This window comes from Bacillus cereus group sp. N8 (genome assembly GCF_016483685.1).
GTDB classification, from domain to species: domain Bacteria; phylum Bacillota; class Bacilli; order Bacillales; family Bacillaceae_G; genus Bacillus_A; species Bacillus_A proteolyticus.
Map to the genome: position 1 here is coordinate 1 of NZ_JAEHBK010000046.1, position 21,596 is coordinate 21,596.

Below are 21,596 nucleotides of genomic sequence, written 5' to 3' on the forward strand. Positions count from 1 at the left end.
TAAAGTTAGTTTGTCTAGCATCTAAAAATAAAAATTGACGTTCACGTTGTTTGTTTCGTTCAGTTTTCAAAGAACTAAAAGCGGGTGAAGAGAATCGAACTCTCGACCAGAGCTTGGAAGGCTCTTGTTTTACCACTAAACTACACCCGCGTGGTCGGGAAGACAGGATTTGAACCTGCGACCCCCTGGTCCCAAACCAGGTGCTCTACCAAGCTGAGCCACTTCCCGTAATTGGCGCGCCCGAGAGGAGTCGAACCCCTAACCTCTTGATCCGTAGTCAAACGCTCTATCCAATTGAGCTACGGGCGCTTATTCATGATGTTTTTTCGTCGTTGTGTTTTGGCGACTCAATTATCTTATCATACTACATTTTCAAATGCAAGTACTTTTTTAAAAAGATTTTTTTGATGCGGCCGAGAGGACTTGAACCTCCACGGGGTTTCCCCCACTAGGCCCTCAACCTAGCGCGTCTGCCGTTCCGCCACGACCGCGCGGAAAAAACAAAAGTGAGCCATGAAGGATTCGAACCTTCGACCCTCTGATTAAAAGTCAGATGCTCTACCAACTGAGCTAATGGCTCGTAAATGGCTGGGCTAGCTGGATTCGAACCAGCGCATGACGGAGTCAAAGTCCGTTGCCTTACCGCTTGGCTATAGCCCATCGAAATAATTATCTTCTTTCCAAAGACAAATGTTATTGTACCATAATGTCCAATAAAAAACAACTGCTATATAGCAGAAGTTAAAATGGCGGTCCCGACCGGGGTCGAACCGGCGATCTCCTGCGTGACAGGCAGGCATGTTAACCACTACACCACGGGACCATTGGTTGCGGGGACAGGATTTGAACCTGCGACCTTCGGGTTATGAGCCCGACGAGCTACCGTACTGCTCCACCCCGCGATAATATTATTTATATAGTTTATATGGTGGAGGATGACGGGATCGAACCGCCGACCCCCTGCTTGTAAGGCAGGTGCTCTCCCAGCTGAGCTAATCCTCCGAAGTGGTGACCCGTACGGGATTCGAACCCGTGTTACCGCCGTGAAAGGGCGGTGTCTTAACCACTTGACCAACGGGCCAGTATGTATGGCAGAGAAGAAGGGATTCGAACCCTCGCACCGCGTTAGCGATCTACTCCCTTAGCAGGGGAGCCCCTTGAGCCACTTGGGTACTTCTCTGTATGGCTCCGCAGGTAGGACTCGAACCTACGACCGATCGGTTAACAGCCGATAGCTCTACCACTGAGCTACTGCGGAATAATAAAGACAATTTGTATCTTATAAAAATTATCACCGTAAGTCAAGAAGTTTTTTCACAACATCTTGTACAAACGTGACATGTTTATACTATACTGGATTGCGTTTTCACTGTCAAGATGTTTTCACTACCAGTTTTAGTTGCCCTTTACATTTTCCACATACATATCTTTGTGTATTTATTTGACGCCTTCTTACATATTGAAGTGAGCATCCCGTACATTCATACGTATAAACTTTTGTTTCCTTTTTCTCTTCATTAATCATTCGTTTACAAAAACGGGGTGCCCCCACTTTCTTTAATAACTCACGAAAATCTCTATCTCGGTGCTTATACCCTTTTCCTGTGATATGTAAGTGATAATGACAAAGTTCATGTTTAACAATCCCGACTAAATCTTCTTTGCCATACATTTCGTAATATCGATAATTCAGTTCTATATTATGAGTATTCAATAGATAGCGCCCACCAGTTGTACGTAACCTACTATTAAACATCGCTTTATGTAAAAACGGCATCCCAAAGTATTGTAACGATACCTCTTCCACTAACCTCTGAATTTTTTGCTCATCCATTCTCATTCCTCCTAAACAAAAAATTTTTTTACACTTTTCTCCCTTCCTATACATATATTAAATAGTACATATACCCATCCTCATTCAAGAAGCGTGATTTCTAAAAATAAAGCATTAATAGAAATCCACTCACCAACCTCTCATCAATATTTCTTTAACTAATTAAGAAGAGATGTTTGAGAGCAGGATTAAACAAGGAGGGATTCCTATGCCTACGTGGCTAAAGAAACAAATGCAACGTGCATACTTCGAAAAAAACCGGTATCAAATCAAATTACTAAATGAATGCTGGTTTTATTATAGTAAAATACATCAAAGCTCATAATCAACGAAACTTTCCTATCCATAAAAAGAGAGCAGTTTCACCTGCTCTCTTTACTTACTATTCAATTGGTAACATCGATAATGCAACACGACCTTTTTTCGTATCAATATCATCTACCCATACTTTTACAATTTGCCCTACGGATACAACATCTAACGGGTGCTTTACAAATTGTTTGCTGAGTTTAGAAATATGTACTAAGCCATCTTGCTTTACACCTATATCAACAAAGGCACCGAAATCAACAACATTACGAATCGTTCCCTCTAACTCCATACCACGCTTTAAATCTTCTAATTTCAAAATTCCTTTTTTCAGAAGTGGTTTTGGCAACTCATCCCTCATATCTCGTTCCGGACTAATTAAAGCCTCAATAATATCAACCAAAGTCAGCTCGCCAATCTCCGTCTCTTGAGATAATTTAGAAACATCTACTCCATCTAAACTCTTCTGCAAGTTCGGTTTACCTACATCATTCTTTGATAACCCTAGACTTTTTAATAGCAATTCAACATTTTTATATTGTTCTGGATGAATCCCCGTGCGATCTAACGGATTCGCCCCTTCTAATATACGTAAAAATCCAATACATTGTTCATATGTTTTCGCACCTAAACGAGGAATTTTCTTTAATTCAGTACGTTTCGTAAATTTCCCATCTTCCTCACGCTTAGCTACAATATTTTTTGCAACTGTTTTTGATAATCCTGAAACATATTGTAACAACGCAACTGAAGCTGTATTTACATTAACGCCAACTTGGTTAACAGCTGTCTCTACCACAAATGTTAACGATTCATTTAATCTTTTTTGTGATACATCATGTTGATATTGTCCTACTCCTACAGATTTAGGGTCAATTTTCACTAGCTCAGCAAGCGGATCTTGTAGACGTCTCCCAATAGAAACGGCACTTCTTTCTTCAACCTGTAAATCTGGGAACTCCTCACGAGCTAAATCAGATGCTGAATATACACTAGCACCCGCTTCATTTACAATAATATAAAATACATCCCGTTTTACATTTTGCAAGACATCTACTATAAATTCTTCAGTTTCTCTGGAAGCTGTACCATTTCCAATTGCTATCATTTCAACTTGATATTTATCTATAATTGAAAGAACTTTCTTTTTTGCATCCTCATATTTACGAACAGGTGGATGCGGATAAATAACATCTATGTTAAGAACTTTCCCTGTATCATCTACTACTGATAATTTACAACCTGTTCTATATGCCGGATCTACCGCTAGCACAACTTTCCCTTTCATTGGAGGCTGTAATAATAAGTTACGTAAATTCTCAGAGAAAATATGAATCGCTTGTTCTTCAGCGGTTTCTGTTAATTCTTTACGAATTTCTCTTTCTATTGAAGGTTGGATTAATCGTTTATATCCATCTTCAATCGCTAATTGTACATAGTGCGCACTTTTAGAAGCTTCATCACGAATCATTTTTTTATGTAAAAACTGATTAATTTCCTCAGTCGGTGTAACAACAGCAACTCTTAATACATCTTCCTTTTCACCGCGATTCATCGCTAACACTCGATGAGGCACTACTTTTTGCAACGGTTCTTCATAATCATAATACATTTCGTATATATTCTTTTCATCTTTTTCTTTATCTTTTACAGATGAAGACATAATCCCTTTTCGAAAAGTAGTATTCCGAATCCAACTACGATATGACGCATTATCCGAAACAAGTTCCGCAATAATATCCTGTGCACCTTGCAAAGCATCTTCTGCAGATTCCACTTCTTTTTCTCTATCAACAAATTCCATAGCCTTCTCTGCTGGATTTTCTTTTTTATATAACAATAACCACTCAGCTAACGGTTCTAATCCCTTTTCTTTAGCAATTGTAGCTTTCGTTCTTCTTTTTTCTTTATAAGGACGATATAAATCTTCTACTTCCTGAAGTTTTGTTGCAGCAACAATATGACGACGTAATTCTTCGGTTAGTTTCCCCTTTTCACCAATAAGACGAAGAACCTCTTCTTTCCTATCTTCTAGTTGCATCATATATTGCCATCTTTCTAAGATTGCACGAATCTGCACCTCATCTAGAGATCCTGTCCATTCTTTTCGGTAACGAGCGATAAATGGAACTGTGTTACCTTCTTCTGTTAATTGAATAACATGACGAACTTGCTTTTCTGTAAAGCCTAATTCTTTCACTAACATTTTCATTAACCCTTGTCGATTATCTACCATTTCCATATCCAACCGTAACCTCCTCTATAATAAAAAAAAGTTGCCCTGTAAAGAGAGCAACTTAAACTGCCGATTTAAAAATCTATTAGTCCTAAACTAATTTGTAACGCTTCATCTACACGAATCATCATCACTTCATCTAAGTGAGTGATTTTGTCCGTTAAGCGCTGCTTATCGATTGTTCGAATCTGCTCAAGTAAAATAACAGAATCTCTCTCAAAACCGTACTTTTTCGCATCAATTTCCACATGAGTGGGTAATTTCGCTTTTTGAATCTGTGCAGTAATAGCCGCTACAATCACAGTCGGACTAAAACGATTTCCGATGTCATTTTGAATGACAAGAACCGGACGAACGCCTCCTTGCTCAGAACCAACAACTGGGGAAAGGTCTGCAAAATACACGTCGCCGCGTTTTACAATCAAAATATTACCCCCCGCTAACTAAGCGTTCTACTGTATGAGCTGCTTCATACTCTGCTAAGAAAGCTTCAGATGCAATACCAAGATTAATTTTTCCCATTTCAATGTACCCACGTCGCATTGATTCATGTTGGTAGCGTTTCTTCGTCTTATGTTGACGCAATAACAGTTTTGTTGCCTGGCAAATTAGTTCATGGCGATTCTTATTCTCTTGTTTTCCAATTCCGTCCAATTCCGTTACCATTTGCTTTGGCAACCGAACCACGATTTCAGTAGTTACACTTGATTCGGACACAAAAATACACCTCCACCGTCAACTACACACCCAAATATATATATGACACCTATTGTAATAATACCATTGTATGGAGCCTGTTGCAAAGACTTCCTTATTCCTTGCTTATGTTTTCCAATTCATAAATAAAACATTCATCTTCTTTTACTTTTTATCTTTTTTAAACAAGAAATCAAGCAATCCTTCAGTATTATTTCGTTGTAACTTATATTAATAACAATTATAAAAAGAAGCTACCCAGCAAAAAAGAGCCTATTCTTTATTAGTGAAACTCCTCCAAATGACGAGATGCTGAGTAATAATACCTTCTATATATTGTTCAAATAATTGATTACTTCTACAACTTTACCATGTCGTATAAATATTCTCGGTACACGGAAGCTGATCGTTGCGATAATTTCATAATTAATAGTCCCGGAATATTCAGCAACCTCGGTAGCACTAATATACTCATCGCCTTGTCTTCCAATGAGTGTAACTTTCGTACCAAGCGGCACTTCACAAGGCAGATGTATCATGAATTGATCCATTGTTACTCGCCCTACAATCGGTACCCTTTCACCATTTACAAGCACTTCAAATCCTTGTAATCTCCTAAGCCAGCCATCTGCATACCCAATCGCAACTGTCGCAATCCATTCTTCGGTTCTCGTTCGGTATGTGACATTATAACTAATCCCATCCCCTTTAATCACTTGCTTAATATGAGCAACTTTCGTATGAAGTGACAACGCTGGTTCCAATTTAAATGGTAAAAAAGGACGTATTTCTACAGATGGGGATAGCCCATACATCGCAATACCAATTCGCACTGCATTAAATGTAATCCCTTGAAACCTTAACGTTGCAGCACTATTGGCTGTATGGACAAATTTAGGGTTCACTCCAAATTCTTTCAACCAACTTAACTGCTGCAAGAATGTATTATATTGCTTATCAAAGTAAGAAGTCTCAACCTCATCGGATGTTGCAAAATGTGTATATACTCCTTCTAACTCTAAAAATGGAGCGCCTTCTAAACTCTTTAAGAACCCCTTTAATTCTTTACGTTCACGTATTCCGATTCTCCCCATACCACTATCAAAATTAATATGGAATTTCATTATTGACGAACCATCCCAGAGCTTTATCGCGTCTTCCACCCATTCTTTTTGAAAAACAGTTAATGCTACATCATTTTCAGCAGCAACATTTACATCACGTGGAGGCGAAGGACCTAATACTAAAATCGGTGCAGTAATACCAGCCCTCCGAAGCACTAAAGCTTCATCTAAAAAAGCAACTGCTAATCTTGTTGCCCCTGCTTCTAATGCGGTTTTAGCCACTGGTACATAATCGTGCCCATATGCATTCGCTTTGACCACAGCAAAAATTTCTACATCACTTGGAATGAACTCTTTAATATGCGTAACATTGTTATAGATCGCATCTAAATCCACTTCCACCCAAGTGTCACGGTAAAACGGTGCTTCTTCCATAAATACACTTCCTTATACACGATATGCGAAGCTTATTCTTTTATATGCTTCTTTTTATGAAATCCACCTTCAAACTAAGAAAAGACGTGGTGCACATATATCACCACGTCTAAGAAGTTTACTTCACCTGCTTCGCTGTAACCGAACGAGCAACCATCAACAACTCATTCGGCTCTAAACCTTTAGACACGAGCATATATTCTACTCCATTATGCGACCAAGTTACAGAATCTTTCGTCAATGCACCAATCGTGAAGCCAAGGTCAACCGGCTCTCCACTTACACTTACCGCTGATGAAGCCTCTGCAACTTTTGCCTTTTCTTGTATTAAAGTAAAAGATTTCTTACCTCCAGTATATGTGAGTATCGTACGCTTGCCACTGGCTGTCTTCAACTCTTCTTCCTCTTTCAACGTCATGCCTTGCGGCGTGTCACGTGGATACAAAATAGCAAACGGTTTGTCTTCTTTCGCTGTTGTCTGAACATCTACTTGCGCTCTGGACATATTTTGTTTCGTATCAAATGCACCTTTATCAAAATTTGTATCAAACTTTACTTTAGTGAAATCTACTTTTACAAGGACATTTTGATCATTATCCATCAGTTTCACGGAAACTGGTGTTAAATCACTCTTCTTCAATGTAATCTCTTGTTTCGGTAACATATTTTGATGTTGATAGTTTGTTTTTGTTTTGAAAATATAATACTTATCTGTTTTCTCGAAAGTAAGGTTTTTCTTATCCTGCAAAATATCTCTCACAAGTGATTCATATAGGTAAGCCTGGCTACTATTTTGCGGCCAATCACTTTGAAAACGGAAGCTCTTATTAAGCGCAGGTGTTAATACAAATACCCCTTCATCATTTCTTAAAATAATTTGACTCTGATCCTTTTTCGCATTCTTTAAATTCACACGATAATACGAAGGTTCTTTATGCCAAATTTCTACACTATACTCCTGCGGCTCATTTCCTGTTTTAATAGATAATTTCGCTTCAGCTTGATAACTCTTCATACCTTTAACTTTTGCCTCTAAATCTCTCACAACATCTTCCTGTTTCTTTTCCATACAGCCCGCCAACACAAAAACGGTCAATAAACCGATGAGAACTAAAAACAGACGCCTTTTCATCACTTCAGCCCCTTTGCCCCTATAAATGAATGGAAGATATGCCTTCCTTATCGCTACCTCAAATATATGAGACAAAGATATAAAATATGCAGACTAGCGTGACGAGCTTTCTAAAACAACTTGGCTAACAGCAAATTCTTTACTATGGCTAATTGATAAATGAACAATATGCTCTGTATTTGCAATAAGAATCGGCTTACCTCTATCATCATTCCTTATTTCTATATCTAAAAAACTAACTTCTTTCCCAATTCCAGTTCCTACCGCCTTAGAATACGCTTCTTTTGCTGCAAATCTTCCTGCCACAAATTCTGTAAGACGACTTCCTTTCAGCTCCTTGGCAACATTACGTTCACTTTCGGTTAAAATACGTTCCATAAATTTAAGCTTTCCATCTAGCATTTTTTCAATTCGATTCAATTCAATAATATCGATTCCAATCCCTACAATCATTTCAAAATCCCCTTCTTCTATTTAGCTTTCTGCATTCATATTGTAAGAATAACAGAGAATCTTTCTGATGCAAAAGGAGTGATACTAACAACATGCTAATACCATCTACTCGTATGCTATTACAACCAGTCATCCTCTCTTTACTTCTTATACAATTAGTCACGATTATATTGAGCGACTTTTCCCTCTTTCACATGGCAGCCTACAATGAATATATCGCTAAAGGAGAATGGTGGCGTGTCATAACTTCCCTACTTGTACACGTAGACTTACAACATTTTCTTTCCAATAGCATTTGTTTATTTGTTCTTGGTTCTTCTATTGAAAAACAACTAGGACATTTTTCTTTCATCATTATTTTTTTTCTTTCTGGCATTATCGGCAATATTTCTTCTTATATTATTATGCCTCTTGACTATATTCACGCCGGAGCATCTGGTGGTATTTTCGGATTGCTAGGTGCACAATTATTTTTATTGTATAGTCGATATCGTTCTTCAAACCCAAAAGAAATTGCTATTTTTTCAATCATGATACTTCTATTACTGCTATTTACTTTCTTTAATCCTTCTGCCAACCCTATAAGCCATTTAACAGGATTGATAATTGGTGGTATTTGCACCCCTTTTTTAATAAAGTGAAACTTTAATCGGTGGGGATTTTACGGGCAGCCCGACTCCCACAAATAGCGGGACAAAAAATCGATGGTGCAGAGCTCATTTAATATAGAAGCTCGCACCATCGATAATTTCCACCTCTGTTTGTTTACTTAACTCTCTCATTAATTGAAATAAAGACTCATCCTTCTTCTTCGCCTCAATCATACAATCAATTTGCGGAACACTCCCCTTTATCTTTTTCAAAAAAGATAAGAAAGTATCTACATCAATAAAATCTGCATGTGCTCTCGGATCTTTTTCATCTCTAGGACTAGAAATATGCATTTTTACTGGTAACAAAGACGATTCCCACGTATGTACAACACGTGCCCAATCTTCATGCCAATCTTCCTGGTCATTATTCATCATATGATGATGCAAATCAAACACGACTGGAATATCTAATTTCTCTCCCAAATACAATGTTTCTTCTAGAGAGAAAGTCGTATCATCATTTTCTAATATAACCATCTCTTGAATACCTCTTGGAACACTTGACCAATTTTCTATAAAACGTTCTAATGCAAGTTCCTTATCGTTATAACCTCCTCCCACATGTAATACACATCTCTGTTTATGTTCAATTCCCATACCCTTTAATAATTTTTTGTGCATCTGCAATGTCTTTACAGATTGCTTGAAAATACTCTCCTCAGGTGAATTTAGTACAACAAAGTGATCCGGATGAAAATCAATTCGCATATTCATACGAATAGCGTACTCACCTAGCACTTTTAAATTTTCTTTTAAGGGGCGAATATAGTTCCACTCTAACAACTCCTCATGATTCGCTAAAGGAATAAGCTTGGAACTAAGCCGAAAGAAAGATATGTCATGCCCTTTATTATGCTTTAATAACCGTAAACAATTTTCCAAATTCGAATTAGCAATTCTTTCGAGCTTACGAATCGCCGCCTCTCGATCATCAATCCGCTGAAACTGTGCATATGTCATCGTTTGAGATGGAGATGCATTCTTCAAATGTACACTCATCGCGACATACCCGAGTTTTACAAGCATATGGCACCCCTTTTCTATACGAGTTATTATGTAGTATGCACAATTACAGAAATAAAAAAAAGAGAATGCCAGCAAAGGGCATTCTCTTTTTTTATTAAGCTTGTGGACGGCTATGATGTTTTCTTTCGCCGCGTCCATTTGAAGATCCTGGGCGACCTTGACCTTCACCTCTACGACCACGACTACCACCATCACGACTGCCACCATCACGATTACGATCACGGTTACGGCCATCGCCACCGCCGCGTCCATCACGATTGCGATCACGGTTACGACCATCGCCACCGCTGCGTCCATCACGACTACGATTACGGTTACCATCACGGTATCCGCCTCCGTTACCACCGCGTTTTTTAGAACCGCCACCTCTTGAAACAACTGGTGGTTCTGATGTTAAAGCGATTGGTGTTGTATCTGGCTCTTTTGTCATCATTTTTAAAGCAGCAGCTACTACTGTTACAGAGTCATTCTCTTCTAACATTTCTTCTGCAATACGCTTGTAGTATGATAAGTTATCATTTTCAATTGTGCTTTGAAGTTTTTCAGCGATTAAACGTTGTTGACCTTCTAATGCCTCGTCAAGTGTCGGTGCTTCCATACGATCAACTTTACGTTTTGTTGTACGCTCGATATTTTTTAATTGTCCTGATTCACGTGGTGTTACAAATAGCATTGCAATACCTTTTTTACCTGCACGGCCAGTACGACCGATACGGTGAACGTATGATTCTGGATCTTGTGGGATATCGAAGTTGTATACGTGTGTTACGCCTGAAATATCAAGACCACGTGCAGCAACGTCTGTTGCAACAAGAACTTCGATAGCACCTTCTTTAAATTTACGTAATACAGACATACGCTTCGCTTGTGTTAAGTCACCATGAATACCTTCTGCTGCATATCCACGTAAGTTTAATGCTTCTGATAATTCATCAACACGACGCTTTGTACGACCGAATACAATCGCAAGCTCTGGAGATTGAATATCTAGTAAGCGTGTTAATACGTCAAACTTTTTCTTTTCTTGCACTTCTAAATAGAACTGCTGAATGTTTGGCATTGTTACTTCTTTTGCTTTTACTTTAATGTGTTGAGGCTCAGTCATGAAACGCTCAGCAATACGACGGATTGGATCTGGCATTGTCGCTGAGAATAATAATGTTTGATGTGTTTCTGGCACATCTGTTAAAATCGCTTCAATATCTTCAATGAAGCCCATGTTTAACATTTCATCCGCTTCATCAAGAACAACAGTCTCAACGTTTTGCAGGCGAAGTGTTTTACGGTTAATATGATCTAAAATACGACCCGGCGTACCAACAATAATGTGTGGGTGTTTTTTTAAAGCACGAATTTGGCGGTTAATATCTTGACCACCGTAAATTGGTAAAATACGAACACGTTTATGTTTACCAATTTTGTATAGCTCTTCTCCAACTTGGATTGCTAATTCACGCGTTGGCGCGATAACAATACCTTGAACTGCTTCTTTACGAGTATCTACTTTATCTAATAGCGGTAATCCAAATGCTGCTGTTTTCCCTGTACCTGTTTGCGCTTGCCCAATAATATCTTTACCTTGCAATGCATGCGGGATTGTTTCAGCTTGAATCGGCGTAGCCTCTTCAAAGCCCATACTTTCAACAGATTGCAATAAAGATTCACTTAATCCTAATTCTCGAAATGTTGTCAATGTTACTTCTCCTTTTCTATCCTATACTTATCATTTAAAAAAAGGCATTTTCCGAATTGGCGGAAAAGCCCTTTTCCTGAATGCTCACGTATATAAACGGGCGTATTTCTACACGAAAATACTTCTAAACGTTATTACACTTTATCAATTATAAGTTTTGTATGTGCAAAAAGCAAACCCAACTGTTACCTTATTTTCATATTCAGAGCTTTTTTCTTCACTTTTATTTTTTTATATTTACTGTAAGCGCTTATTATAAGTTTCCTCTATTTTCGTAGCTATCATCCCTATTTATATACACCAATTATTTCAACATCGTAATTACTTCTTCTAATTTCATGCCGCGAGATGCTTTTACTAATACAACATCTTTCACATCAACGACTGCTTGTAACTCTTTTACTAGCTCTTCTTTATTATCATACGCCTTTACACGTTCATTAGGGAAGTTAATTTTCGCTCCTTCAGCAATTTGAGCCCCTAATCTACCATATGTGAATACATATGAAATTTTTGCTGGGTCGATTAATTTACCTACCTCATAATGGAATTGTACTTCTTGATCACCAAGTTCTAGCATATCACCAAGTACAACAATTTTTTTAGCAAATCCATCTAAACCATTCATTAGGTGGAACGCTGCTTCCATAGCCGTTGGACTTGCATTATAAGCATCATTGATAATTGTTAAACCACTATTTGTTTTTACAATTTCCATACGCATGCCTGTCATTTGAAGTGTTACTAAACCTTTTTTCATTTCTTCCCATGTTACACAAAAATGTTTCGCAACTGCCATTGAAGCAAGTGTATTATATACATTATGCTTCCCTAGTACTGGTAGATAGAATGAAAAAGTTTCATCTCTGTTCATCTTAAAGTGTGTCCCAGTTGCCTGTAATGTTACAGTAGTTGGATAATAATCATTTGCTCTCGCATCACCAAATGTAACTGTTTCAGCTGCTAAATTCATTTCTGGAACACGATTCGTTAATAATGGCTCATCTCCATTGTATACGAATACTCCACCTTCTTGTAAGCCTGTAACAATTTCTAACTTCGCTTCTGCAATTGCCTCACGAGAGCCTAAATCCATTAAATGCGCCTCACCAATATTCGTGATAATAGCTGCATTAGGACGAGCTAACTTGGATAGGAATTCAATTTCTCCGCGGCTTGACATACCCATTTCTAATACAGCTACTTCTGTATTTTCTTCTAGGTTTAAAATAGTAAGAGGTAAGCCGATATGATTATTGAAATTACCTTCTGTTTTTTGAACTTTAAATTTAGTTGCAAGAAGACTCGTTACAATATCTTTCGTAGACGTTTTACCGTTACTACCTGTTACACCAACAACTTTAACATCCAGTTGATCGCGATAATTTTTCGCTAACATTTGTAACGCTGATAGCGTATCCTCTACAAAAATAACAGGAAGATTCTCAGGCGGATTTGCTACACTTTTCATCCATAATGTAGCAACAGCTCCACTTTCAACAGCTTTATCTACAAAAGCATGTCCATCGAAACGTTCACCTTGAATCGGAACATATAAGTTTCCCTTTTCAATTTTTCTCGTATCAATAGACACTCCTTTTATAGTAATTCCCTCATACTGCTTTGCTAATCCAGTACCATTTATCATCTGTTCTACTTGTTTTAACGTTCGGTTTATCATGAAAACACTCCTTACATAGAGGAAGCACTATTCCTTCGAATAGTGCTTCCTCCTTTTTTGTTAGATTGTATATTTAATTTTTTGTTTTTCTTCGTGACGCTCAATTGCTAAATTAATTAGCTCTTCAATTAATTCTGGATACGGTAATCCAGTATGTTGCCATAATAAAGGGAACATACTAAACGGCGTAAATCCTGGCATTGTGTTCACTTCGTTAATATATACTTCTCCGTCCTTCGTTAAGAAGAAATCGGCTCTTGTTAAACCAGCACCATCTAACGATTGGAAAGCAATAATTGCATCTCGCTTAATGACATTAGACTCTTCTTCTGTCATTTCAGCCGGAATAATTAACGCTGTATCACCATCGATGTATTTCGACTTATAGTCATAGAAATCCTTTTTCGGTACGATTTCACCTACAACTGAACATTTCGGCTCATCGTTACCTAGTACACCAACTTCTACTTCACGACCTACGATATTTTCTTCTACAATAATTTTGCGGTCGAATTGGAATGCCTCTTCGAATGCACTCTCAAGTTCTTCACGATTTTTACATTTATTAATACCAACACTTGAACCAAGATTCGCTGGTTTTACGAAGCAAGGATATCCTAACTTCTCTTCTACTTTGTCATAAGCCTCTTCGCGATTTTTTTCCCATGCACTACGAATGAAAGATGCATATTTCGCTTGTTTTAAACCAGCTTCTGCAAAGATATTTTTCATAACAACTTTATCCATACCGGCAGATGATGCTAGAACACCATTTCCTACATAAGGAATGTTCATTAATTCTAATAATCCTTGAACCGTTCCATCCTCACCGTTTGGTCCATGTAGTAATGGGAAAATAACGTCGATAGCATTTTCCTCAGAAGTTTCAGATGGAATAATTTCCGTGCTTAATGATAACGGAGAAATCGCATTTTCTGCACCGCTCATTTTTAAAGCTTCAACATCTGTTACTTCACCTTCAATACGCTCACCGCGTACCCATTGACCTTGTTCTGTAATATAAATTGGATGAACCTCGAATTTATCTTGATTTAACGCTTTAATAGCAGCAAGAGCCGTTTGTAACGAAACTTGATGCTCAGCTGATTTTCCACCATATAATAAACCTAATTTAATTTTTGTCACTGAAATCACCCTAACCAATTGTTTTCATTTTTCTATTTTAGCACTTTTTATAAAAATAGGTAGTTCCTATTTGAAATAAAATGTAACTTCCACAAATAATTAAAAGACACCACTTATTGGTTTTCTACACTTTTCCTCTTTAATTTTCTACACACCTAAACAAAATTAAACTTTAAAGTAAAATTGCTATCTAATCTGGTTATGTACCTAAAATATGTAGAGATCCACTTTTTGTGTATGTCATCTATATTATCCTACCATTTGTGGAGAATGAAAAAAAACTGATTAAAGTTTCATTTTATTAAGAAGACTGTTTTTTAAGCGTATCTTTTTGCCTCTGCTCAATAAGACGATCTAAAGAAACATATACAAAGCCTGCAACTACACACCCTACACTTAAAATCGTAAATAAGTAGTGACCAAGCAAACGATCCAATAGAAAACCACCAAGAAGTGGACCGAATGCACTTCCTGTAATCCACTGCAAACTCGCCGCCCCCATATAGGTTCCCCTCAAATGCTCAGGGGCCAAATTCGCTACAAACGTCATCTGTACAGGCGACATAATCATCTCGCCTAACGTATATATGGCATAAACAAACATTAACGTCATTAAAATAATTGTAGCATTTGTATCAAACTCTCCAAACCACTTCGGTAACCACCCTATAAAAAACAAACCAATTCCGAACAAACACGCACCGTATAACATCGTCTTTCCGACAGGTTTATCTGTCGCCCATTTTGAAATTTGAAATTGAAATAAAACAACTAATAGTCCATTTAATGCCATTAAATATGGGTATGGGTTGTTGACTCCAAAAATATCCTTCATTTCGTTATCAAAGTGCAGCGGCAACATGCCTTCTGTTTGAGAGAACCCCATAGAAATAATGATCCCTGCTAACAAATAAATCATTAACGCCTTATCTCTCATCAAAATTTTCCAAACTGCTCCAGAGTCATTCTCTTTATTTTTTTCCGTCATATCAGTAATTTTTGGCATTGTTTCTTTAATAAGTACTAACACTAGTAGTGCATAAAACAACATAGCGGATGAAGCAATAATAAACACGAGGTTCTTTGATAAAACAACTACTGATGCTCCCATTATCGGTCCAATTGCAGCACCAATATTGTGTCCCATCCGCAACAAACCATATGCTTCTGTTCTTTTTTCTGGCACCGTTACATCCGCAACCATCGCTGATGCAGCTGGATGAAATAGAGAATTACTTAACCCTAAAAAAATAGATAAAATGGCATATGGAATAAACCCTTCTATAAATAAAAAACCGAGCATTAGTAATGCATTACTCGCCATCGAAAATATCATAATTGGCTTTCGTCCATATATATCAGCTATTCTTCCGCCTATAAGTGAGCCGAAGCTTGCAGCTATTGGAGAAAGCGCCATAATGATTCCAACTTGTAATAAAGAATCTACCTTATCTTTTAAATATAGTGCAAAAAAAGGCATTAACATCATCATCGCAATTCCGTTCAATGTCTCACCGATAAATCGAATCCATACGTTACGATCCATCTCCCTTAACTCACGCCATGTATTTTTCATACTTCCACCCCCTTAATTAACCAACAATTATCTTATAATAAATTCAGAAAAATGTAAATTTTCAAATTAAAAAATCCATTCTAACAGAATTAGAATGGATTTTTCCACTTATAAATTTGCTACATCTTCTTCTTTTTTACTATTATTTAGGGCACTATGCTTTCGGCTATATAAAAAGTAAACTGCTATACCGATAACCATCCATACACCAAAACTAATCCAAGCTGTGCCGGATAACTGAAGCATTAAGTATAAACAAAAAATTACCGTTAACGCTGGTAAAAATGGTACGAGCGGCGCCTTAAACGACCTTGGTAAATCAGGATGAGTTCTTCTCATCACAATGACAGCAACAGCTACGAGTGCAAAGGCTGACAAAGTCCCCATATTTACAAGGTGTGCTAAAACATTTAAATCTATTAATCCTGAAATAAGTGCTGCGATAATACCTGTTGTCCATGTATTTAAAAATGGTGTTTTAAATTTCGGATGAACTTTAGCAAGACGCTTCGGCAATAATCCATCACGGCTCATTGCATATGAAACACGAACTTGCCCATACATCATAACTAACATTACAGTTGTAATTCCTGTAATTGCTCCTACTGATATCACTCCCGCCAAACTATCTTGTCCAATAAATTGAAGTGCGAAAGCAACTGGATCTGATATATTTAGCTGTCCGTATGGAACAATTCCTGTCAAAATAAGTGAAACAACGATATAAAGAACAGTACAAATTAATAACGATGCGATAATGCCGATTGGTAAATCACGTTGTGGACGTTTCACTTCTTCTGCAGCTGTTGAGACTGCATCAAATCCTATGAATGCGAAGAAAACTGTAGCTGCTCCAGCCATTACACCATCTAAACCAAATGGCATAAAAGGCGTCCAGTTTTCGGGCTTCACATAATTAAAACCAGCAAAGATAAAAATAAGAACAACTGCTAATTTAATAAATACCATAATATTATTTATACGTGCACTTTCACGAACACCTCTAGATAAAAGAACCGTCATCACTAAAATAATGAGAACTGCGGGTAAATCAATTATTCCACCCTTTCCTGTACCAGGGGCCGAGGAGAGAATGGTAGGAATATGGATCCCAAATCCCTTTAATAAAGATTGAAAATAGGCGGACCACCCATTTGCTACAGCAGAGGTAGCTAGTAAATACTCAAGCATTAAATCCCATCCAATTAAAAATGCGAATACTTCCCCCATCGTCGCGTACGTATACGTATACACACTGCCCGAGACAGGAACTGAAGAAGCAAATTCAGCGTAACAAAATGCAGCAAATGCACAGGCTAACGCGGCTATCGCAAACGATAATATAATAGCTGGTCCAGAATGTTTCGCTGCTACCACGCCCGTTAAAACAAAAATACCTGTTCCAACAATTGCCCCAATTCCAAGCATAGTTAAATCCAATGCGCCCAGTGTTCTTGCTAACGTCTTTTGCTTACTTTCTTGCATTAACTTTGCAAGAGGCTTCTTTTGAAAAATTTGCTTCATAGCATGCTCCTCCAAGTTTTAAATTTTCTGAAAATTTTTAATTCGCTTTTTCATTTTACTCATAACACTTTTTCCAGTCAATACTTTTGTCGAAATAAGTAGAAATTCTTCTGAATATGCACCATCTTTATCATTCTTTCTATATATCTTTCTATATTTTTTTTGGTATTATTATACATGTCGATTCCATAAAAGAGGCATGCTCCCTTAGTGAGCATGCCTCTTTTTACTTATTTCACAGTATATGAACCCTCTTCAATCCAGCTATACATATATTTTTCATCTTCCGTCTCATGTGCTTGTTTTACAATACGAAGCGGACGGAATGTATCTATCATAACAGCCAGTTCAAGTGTCTCTTTCTTTCCTATACTCGCTTCTGTTTTCCCTGGATGTGGCCCATGCGGGATCCCGCTTGGATGAAGGGTAATAGAACCTTCTTCTACACCTTTTCGGCTCATAAAGTTACCTTCTACATAGTACAGCACTTCATCACTATTCACATTACTATGATAATATGGTGCCGGAATAGATTCTGGATGATAATCGTATAAACGCGGTACGAAAGAGCAAATGACGAAATTATGCCCTTCGAATGTTTGATGTACTGGTGGTGGCTGATGAATACGACCTGTAATTGGTTCAAAATCCTCCACATTAAAGACCCACGGATATAAATAACCATCCCATCCAACAACATCTAACGGATGGTGCCCTAAAACATGCTTATGCATATAACCTCTCGACTTTGTCATTACGACAAACTCACCTTTTTCATCATATGTCTCCAATTTCTCCGGTCCACGCATATCTCTTTCACAAAACGGACTATGTTCTAACAATTGCCCATATTCATTGCGATAGCGACTTGGTGTTGTAATTTGGCTATTTGCCTCTACAACAAGAAACTTAGTCTCCCCCTCATCTGGAATAACACGATAAATCGTTCCAATTGGAATTGTTACATAATCACCTTTTCTATAGTGAATCGTTCCAAACATCGTTTCAATTTTTCCTGTTCCATAATGAACAAATAACATTTCATCGCCATCACCATTACGGTAAAAATAATCCATTTTTTCTGTTGGAGTCACTACTCCAATTAATAAATCCTCATTCCCAAGCATAAAGTTTCTTCCGCTTACTGCATCACCTGTTTTTTTATTTTCTTTTGTACGGAAGTGGCGATGAGCAAGAGCAACATCCTCTTCATACTGTAACTGACAAGAATGCGATAATGCCGCATGCCCTACTTCTGTTGGCATATAATGATGATACAAAATAGACTGGGTACCAGAGAAACCTTTTGTCCCCATTACCTGCTCACGATAAAGCGATCCATCTTTTTTACGAAATTGTACATGTCGTTTATGAGGTAGCTCCCCCATGTGACGATAAAACATGCCCATCACCTGCTTTCATGTCTTTTTTGACCGTATTACGTAACGTACCTAAACCAGTAATCGACAGCTCTACAACATCTCCATCTTGTAGCCATTCTTCTGTACCAAGTTCTAAAATACATCCTGTTCCTACTGTCCCAGAACCAATCACATCTCCTGGATATAACGTAACGTCTTCCGAAGCACGTTCAATCATTTCAGCGAATGTATAATAAATATCTTGGAAATTTCCTTTTGATAACAGTTGTCCATTTACATGAGCAGTCATCTCTAAATCATAACGATCACCATTACGATAAACGTCTAATTCCTCTTTCGTAACGAGATACGCTCCTAATGAAGTTGCAAAATCTTTTCCTTTTGCTGGGCCGAGTCCTACTTTCATTTCTGTTGCTTGTAAGTCCCTTGCACTCCAGTCGTTCATAATGCAGTAACCAAAAATATATTGCTCTGCTTGCTCACGCGAAATGTTTCGTCCTTCTTTCCCAATTACGCAAGCAATCTCTAACTCATAATCAAGCTTTTGAGACTTCTTCGGCCCAGTAACAAAATCATCTGGTCCAATAACAGCACGGTGGTTAGTAAAATAAAAAACCGGGATATCATACCATTCAGGTACAACGTCTAACCCTCTTCGTCCGCGGGCTGTTTTTACATGCTGCTCAAATGCATAAAAATCTCGAATGCTACTCGGATTAGGAATAGCCGCAGCGAGTTGTACTTCCCCTAAGGAATATATACCCTTTTCCGGATTCTTAATATTACGTACTACTTCTACATACTCATCCGCTTTCTCTAAAAAGGCGAACATTGAAGAAGGTAATTTTCCATCACTAGCAAGATTCATATCGATTACTTTGTCACCTTCAAGCCATCCAGCTCGCATTTCCTTTGAAGGGAGACGGAATGTAACAAATTTCATCATGATTCCTCCCTATGAAAATGAAATTTCCACCAGCAAAGGACCTCTTGCTGGTGGATACAAATTCTATAAGTTCCCGCGGCGCTCTTGTTCTCTTTCAATTGATTCGAATAACGCTTTAAAGTTCCCTTCACCAAATCCACGAGAACCTTTACGTTGGATAATCTCAATAAATAAAGTTGGACGATCTACAATTGGTTTCGTAAAGATTTGCAGTAAGTAACCTTCATCATCACGATCTACTAAAATCTTTAATTCTTTTAATTTATCAATTTCTTCATCAATTTTCCCCACTCGCGCAGTTAACTCATCGTAATACGTATCCGGCGTATCTAAAAACTCAACGCCATTTGCACGAAGTACTTCAATTGTTTTCACAATGTCACTTGTTAATAAAGCAAGATGCTGTACACCCGCTCCATTATAGAATTCAAGATATTCTTGAATTTGTGATTTTCTTTTTCCATCTGCTGGTTCGTTAATAGGGAACTTAATACGACTTCCATTCGTCATAACTTTTGACATTAACGCCGAATACTCTGTACTAATATCATCATCGTCGAAATGGATCATTTGTTTAAAGCCCATAACATTCTCGTAATAACTAACCCACTCTTCCATTTTCTCAACGTTACCAACTACATGGTCTACAGCAATTAAACCAGACTCTTCAAATGGAATATTAAACTCAACCTTTTGGAATCCTGGCATAAATGTTCCTTTATAATTTTTACGCTCTACAAGCGTGTGAATTGTATCACCATACGTACCAATAACCGCTTTTTTCAATGTACCGTCCTCATCTGTTAACTCCTCAGGTGGAGCAATCGCAACAGCGCCACGCTTCACCGCTTCAGAGTAGGCTTTATCAACGTCATCAACAAGTAAAGCCACATCTTTCACTCCATCACCATGAGTCTTTACAAACTCTGCAATACGGCTATCGCTACTTAAAGCTCCAGACACAACAAAACGCATATTTTTTTGCACAAGAACATAAGATACCTTTTCACGGTTTCCTGTTTCTAATCCAGAATAAGCTACAATTTTGAATCCAAATGCTCTCGCAAGATAATAACTTGATTGCTTTGCATTCCCTACGTAAAATTCCAAATGATCTACATCGCGTACCGGAAAAAAGTCCTCCATTTGTGCAGCTAGCGTATCCATAGATTTTTGTTTCATAAATTCCTCATCCCCCTGTAAATAGATTAAATGGTCCATAATTAAACCTAACCGAAAACGCTTCCAACATTCGTTAATAGAAATTAGTTAGCAAGCTAACAAATTCTGACCTTTAAAATTTTCTATCTTTTCTGTCAAATTCCTCTTTTTTTCTTACATATAAAATTCGACTTTTTTCTCTTTAAAGTAAAGGGGAACTATTAATACTTGGAGGGATATATAGAAGAAAACAAAAAAGACCCCAACATATTAACTACTTACTAATATGCTAGAGTCTTTATTTGTTTTGGATGATTGTATTTATATGTCTCATACTAATACATTTGTAAGGAATATAATAAACGCTGTTAACACTGCTGCTCCACCTGCTGATACTAAAATATCCATTTTTGTTACTTGTAATACTTGTTCCTTGTTCATATTCCTCATTCTCCCTTCTTTTGTTTTTGTTACAAAATTTTTATTATACTAATACGCTTGAAAGAAATACGATTAATGCTGTTAATACTACTGCTCCGCTTGCTGATCCTAAGAAGTCACCTTTTGTTACGTTTAATACTTGCTCGTTGTTCATAATTTCCATTCTCCCTTCTCTTTTTTGTTACAAAACTTCTATTATACTAATACG

The 21,596-nt window shown here is 37.6% G+C and carries 20 protein-coding genes and 12 tRNA genes; 2 read left to right on the top strand and 30 right to left on the bottom strand.

From position 1 onward, the window contains the following. Positions 1-79: 79 nt before the first annotated feature. The 13 genes from JDS80_RS27790 to JDS80_RS27850 form a co-directional block, all read right to left on the bottom strand. Positions 80-150 (bottom strand) — tRNA-Gly (locus tag JDS80_RS27790). Position 151: 1 nt separating this feature from the next. After that, a tRNA-Pro gene (locus JDS80_RS27795) sits at positions 152-228 on the bottom strand. A gap of 4 nt (positions 229-232) precedes the next feature. After that, positions 233-309 (bottom strand) — tRNA-Arg (locus JDS80_RS27800). Between the two features lie 99 nt (positions 310-408). Further along, positions 409-491 (bottom strand) — tRNA-Leu (locus JDS80_RS27805). 16 nt (positions 492-507) lie between these two features. Next, a tRNA-Lys gene (locus tag JDS80_RS27810) sits at positions 508-580 on the bottom strand. Positions 581-585: 5 nt separating this feature from the next. Further along, positions 586-660, bottom strand: a tRNA-Gln gene (locus tag JDS80_RS27815). 87 nt (positions 661-747) lie between these two features. Next, positions 748-823: transfer RNA gene (locus JDS80_RS27820), tRNA-Asp, on the bottom strand. 2 nt (positions 824-825) lie between these two features. Beyond that, positions 826-902, bottom strand: a tRNA-Met gene (locus tag JDS80_RS27825). Between the two features lie 24 nt (positions 903-926). Next, a tRNA-Val gene (locus JDS80_RS27830) sits at positions 927-1,002 on the bottom strand. A gap of 4 nt (positions 1,003-1,006) precedes the next feature. Further along, positions 1,007-1,081, bottom strand: a tRNA-Glu gene (locus tag JDS80_RS27835). A gap of 8 nt (positions 1,082-1,089) precedes the next feature. Then, positions 1,090-1,180, bottom strand: a tRNA-Ser gene (locus tag JDS80_RS27840). Between the two features lie 3 nt (positions 1,181-1,183). Further along, positions 1,184-1,258 (bottom strand) — tRNA-Asn (locus JDS80_RS27845). A 114-nt stretch (positions 1,259-1,372) separates the two neighbouring features. Continuing rightward, positions 1,373-1,834 carry a SprT family protein gene (locus JDS80_RS27850; protein WP_071744543.1) on the bottom strand — a complete coding sequence of 154 codons (462 nt, stop codon included), beginning with the start codon at positions 1,832-1,834 and terminating at the stop codon, positions 1,373-1,375. A gap of 208 nt (positions 1,835-2,042) precedes the next feature. Between JDS80_RS27850 and cmpA the strand changes: the two genes are divergently transcribed. Beyond that, a complete protein-coding gene (gene cmpA, locus JDS80_RS27855) occupies positions 2,043-2,159 on the top strand; it encodes a cortex morphogenetic protein CmpA (RefSeq protein ID WP_001143642.1) in 117 nt (38 codons plus the stop codon). Between the two features lie 57 nt (positions 2,160-2,216). Here the strand turns inward: cmpA and JDS80_RS27860 are convergent, their stop codons facing one another. The 6 genes from JDS80_RS27860 to acpS all read right to left on the bottom strand — a co-directional run bounded on the left by JDS80_RS27860 (position 2,217) and on the right by acpS (position 8,159). Beyond that, positions 2,217-4,385: a Tex family protein gene (locus tag JDS80_RS27860; RefSeq protein WP_199640521.1), complete on the bottom strand. Its 2,169-nt coding sequence runs from the start codon at positions 4,383-4,385 to the stop codon at positions 2,217-2,219. A 68-nt stretch (positions 4,386-4,453) separates the two neighbouring features. Beyond that, positions 4,454-4,804 carry a type II toxin-antitoxin system endoribonuclease NdoA gene (gene ndoA / locus JDS80_RS27865; protein ID WP_000635963.1) on the bottom strand — a complete coding sequence of 117 codons (351 nt, stop codon included), beginning with the start codon at positions 4,802-4,804 and terminating at the stop codon, positions 4,454-4,456. Positions 4,805-4,808: 4 nt separating this feature from the next. Then, a complete protein-coding gene (locus JDS80_RS27870) occupies positions 4,809-5,096 on the bottom strand; it encodes a CopG family ribbon-helix-helix protein (RefSeq protein WP_071744542.1) in 288 nt (95 codons plus the stop codon). A 308-nt stretch (positions 5,097-5,404) separates the two neighbouring features. Then, positions 5,405-6,574 carry an alanine racemase gene (alr, locus tag JDS80_RS27875; protein WP_002139858.1) on the bottom strand — a complete coding sequence of 390 codons (1,170 nt, stop codon included), beginning with the start codon at positions 6,572-6,574 and terminating at the stop codon, positions 5,405-5,407. 118 nt (positions 6,575-6,692) lie between these two features. Beyond that, on the bottom strand, positions 6,693-7,643 hold the full coding sequence (locus JDS80_RS27880; RefSeq protein ID WP_071744546.1) for a LolA family protein: 951 nt from the start codon (positions 7,641-7,643) through the stop codon (positions 6,693-6,695). 156 nt (positions 7,644-7,799) lie between these two features. Continuing rightward, positions 7,800-8,159 carry a holo-ACP synthase gene (gene acpS, locus JDS80_RS27885; protein WP_199640515.1) on the bottom strand — a complete coding sequence of 120 codons (360 nt, stop codon included), beginning with the start codon at positions 8,157-8,159 and terminating at the stop codon, positions 7,800-7,802. 92 nt (positions 8,160-8,251) lie between these two features. On the opposite strand from acpS, the gene JDS80_RS27890 reads away from it, so the two are divergent. Further along, on the top strand, positions 8,252-8,800 hold the full coding sequence (locus JDS80_RS27890) for a rhomboid family intramembrane serine protease (protein WP_199640516.1): 549 nt from the start codon (positions 8,252-8,254) through the stop codon (positions 8,798-8,800). A 75-nt stretch (positions 8,801-8,875) separates the two neighbouring features. Here the strand turns inward: JDS80_RS27890 and uvsE are convergent, their stop codons facing one another. The 11 genes from uvsE to JDS80_RS27945 form a co-directional block, all read right to left on the bottom strand. Continuing rightward, entirely contained in the window at positions 8,876-9,838 is a 963-nt protein-coding gene (gene uvsE, locus JDS80_RS27895; protein ID WP_199640517.1) for a UV DNA damage repair endonuclease UvsE, read from the bottom strand. Between the two features lie 94 nt (positions 9,839-9,932). Next, positions 9,933-11,531, bottom strand: coding sequence for a degradosome RNA helicase CshA (gene cshA, locus JDS80_RS27900; protein WP_071744538.1), 1,599 nt, complete (start codon positions 11,529-11,531; stop codon positions 9,933-9,935). 304 nt (positions 11,532-11,835) lie between these two features. After that, positions 11,836-13,212, bottom strand: coding sequence for a UDP-N-acetylmuramoyl-tripeptide--D-alanyl-D-alanine ligase (gene murF / locus JDS80_RS27905; protein WP_199640518.1), 1,377 nt, complete (start codon positions 13,210-13,212; stop codon positions 11,836-11,838). A 60-nt stretch (positions 13,213-13,272) separates the two neighbouring features. Continuing rightward, positions 13,273-14,358 carry a D-alanine--D-alanine ligase gene (locus tag JDS80_RS27910; protein WP_071744536.1) on the bottom strand — a complete coding sequence of 362 codons (1,086 nt, stop codon included), beginning with the start codon at positions 14,356-14,358 and terminating at the stop codon, positions 13,273-13,275. A 301-nt stretch (positions 14,359-14,659) separates the two neighbouring features. Then, on the bottom strand, positions 14,660-15,934 hold the full coding sequence (locus JDS80_RS27915; protein ID WP_199640519.1) for an MDR family MFS transporter: 1,275 nt from the start codon (positions 15,932-15,934) through the stop codon (positions 14,660-14,662). A gap of 108 nt (positions 15,935-16,042) precedes the next feature. Further along, complete coding sequence (locus tag JDS80_RS27920) at positions 16,043-17,458, bottom strand: branched-chain amino acid transporter BcaP (protein ID WP_071744534.1); 1,416 nt, start codon at positions 17,456-17,458, stop codon at positions 16,043-16,045. A gap of 230 nt (positions 17,459-17,688) precedes the next feature. Further along, positions 17,689-18,861 carry a homogentisate 1,2-dioxygenase gene (locus tag JDS80_RS27925; RefSeq protein ID WP_071744533.1) on the bottom strand — a complete coding sequence of 391 codons (1,173 nt, stop codon included), beginning with the start codon at positions 18,859-18,861 and terminating at the stop codon, positions 17,689-17,691. After that, positions 18,827-19,783: a fumarylacetoacetate hydrolase family protein gene (locus JDS80_RS27930; protein ID WP_199640520.1), complete on the bottom strand. Its 957-nt coding sequence runs from the start codon at positions 19,781-19,783 to the stop codon at positions 18,827-18,829. Before JDS80_RS27930 ends, JDS80_RS27925 begins: the two co-directional genes overlap by 35 nt. Positions 19,784-19,849: 66 nt before the next feature. Further along, positions 19,850-20,968 (bottom strand): 4-hydroxyphenylpyruvate dioxygenase, encoded by a 1,119-nt coding sequence (hppD, locus tag JDS80_RS27935; RefSeq protein ID WP_071744531.1) that lies wholly within the window; start codon positions 20,966-20,968, stop codon positions 19,850-19,852. A gap of 309 nt (positions 20,969-21,277) precedes the next feature. After that, positions 21,278-21,388: a DUF3948 family protein gene (locus JDS80_RS27940; protein WP_002113412.1), complete on the bottom strand. Its 111-nt coding sequence runs from the start codon at positions 21,386-21,388 to the stop codon at positions 21,278-21,280. A 43-nt stretch (positions 21,389-21,431) separates the two neighbouring features. Continuing rightward, positions 21,432-21,542 carry a DUF3948 family protein gene (locus JDS80_RS27945; RefSeq protein WP_001058532.1) on the bottom strand — a complete coding sequence of 37 codons (111 nt, stop codon included), beginning with the start codon at positions 21,540-21,542 and terminating at the stop codon, positions 21,432-21,434. Between the last annotated feature and the right edge of the window lie 54 nt (positions 21,543-21,596).

Coding starts and splice junctions, on each gene's coding strand:
- JDS80_RS27850 (WP_071744543.1), bottom strand. CDS start 1,834: ATGGATGAGCAAAAAATTCAGAGGTTAGTGGAAGAGGTATCGTTACAA.
- cmpA (WP_001143642.1), top strand. CDS start 2,043: ATGCCTACGTGGCTAAAGAAACAAATGCAACGTGCATACTTCGAAAAA.
- JDS80_RS27860 (WP_199640521.1), bottom strand. CDS start 4,385: ATGGAAATGGTAGATAATCGACAAGGGTTAATGAAAATGTTAGTGAAA.
- alr (WP_002139858.1), bottom strand. CDS start 6,574: ATGGAAGAAGCACCGTTTTACCGTGACACTTGGGTGGAAGTGGATTTA.
- JDS80_RS27880 (WP_071744546.1), bottom strand. CDS start 7,643: ATGGAAAAGAAACAGGAAGATGTTGTGAGAGATTTAGAGGCAAAAGTT.
- acpS (WP_199640515.1), bottom strand. CDS start 8,159: ATGATTGTAGGGATTGGAATCGATATTATTGAATTGAATCGAATTGAA.
- JDS80_RS27890 (WP_199640516.1), top strand. CDS start 8,252: ATGCTAATACCATCTACTCGTATGCTATTACAACCAGTCATCCTCTCT.
- uvsE (WP_199640517.1), bottom strand. CDS start 9,838: ATGCTTGTAAAACTCGGGTATGTCGCGATGAGTGTACATTTGAAGAAT.
- murF (WP_199640518.1), bottom strand. CDS start 13,212: ATGATAAACCGAACGTTAAAACAAGTAGAACAGATGATAAATGGTACT.
- JDS80_RS27915 (WP_199640519.1), bottom strand. CDS start 15,934: ATGAAAAATACATGGCGTGAGTTAAGGGAGATGGATCGTAACGTATGG.
- JDS80_RS27920 (WP_071744534.1), bottom strand. CDS start 17,458: ATGAAGCAAATTTTTCAAAAGAAGCCTCTTGCAAAGTTAATGCAAGAA.
- JDS80_RS27925 (WP_071744533.1), bottom strand. CDS start 18,861: ATGTTTTATCGTCACATGGGGGAGCTACCTCATAAACGACATGTACAA.
- JDS80_RS27930 (WP_199640520.1), bottom strand. CDS start 19,783: ATGAAATTTGTTACATTCCGTCTCCCTTCAAAGGAAATGCGAGCTGGA.
- hppD (WP_071744531.1), bottom strand. CDS start 20,968: ATGAAACAAAAATCTATGGATACGCTAGCTGCACAAATGGAGGACTTT.
- JDS80_RS27940 (WP_002113412.1), bottom strand. CDS start 21,388: ATGAACAAGGAACAAGTATTACAAGTAACAAAAATGGATATTTTAGTA.
- JDS80_RS27945 (WP_001058532.1), bottom strand. CDS start 21,542: ATGAACAACGAGCAAGTATTAAACGTAACAAAAGGTGACTTCTTAGGA.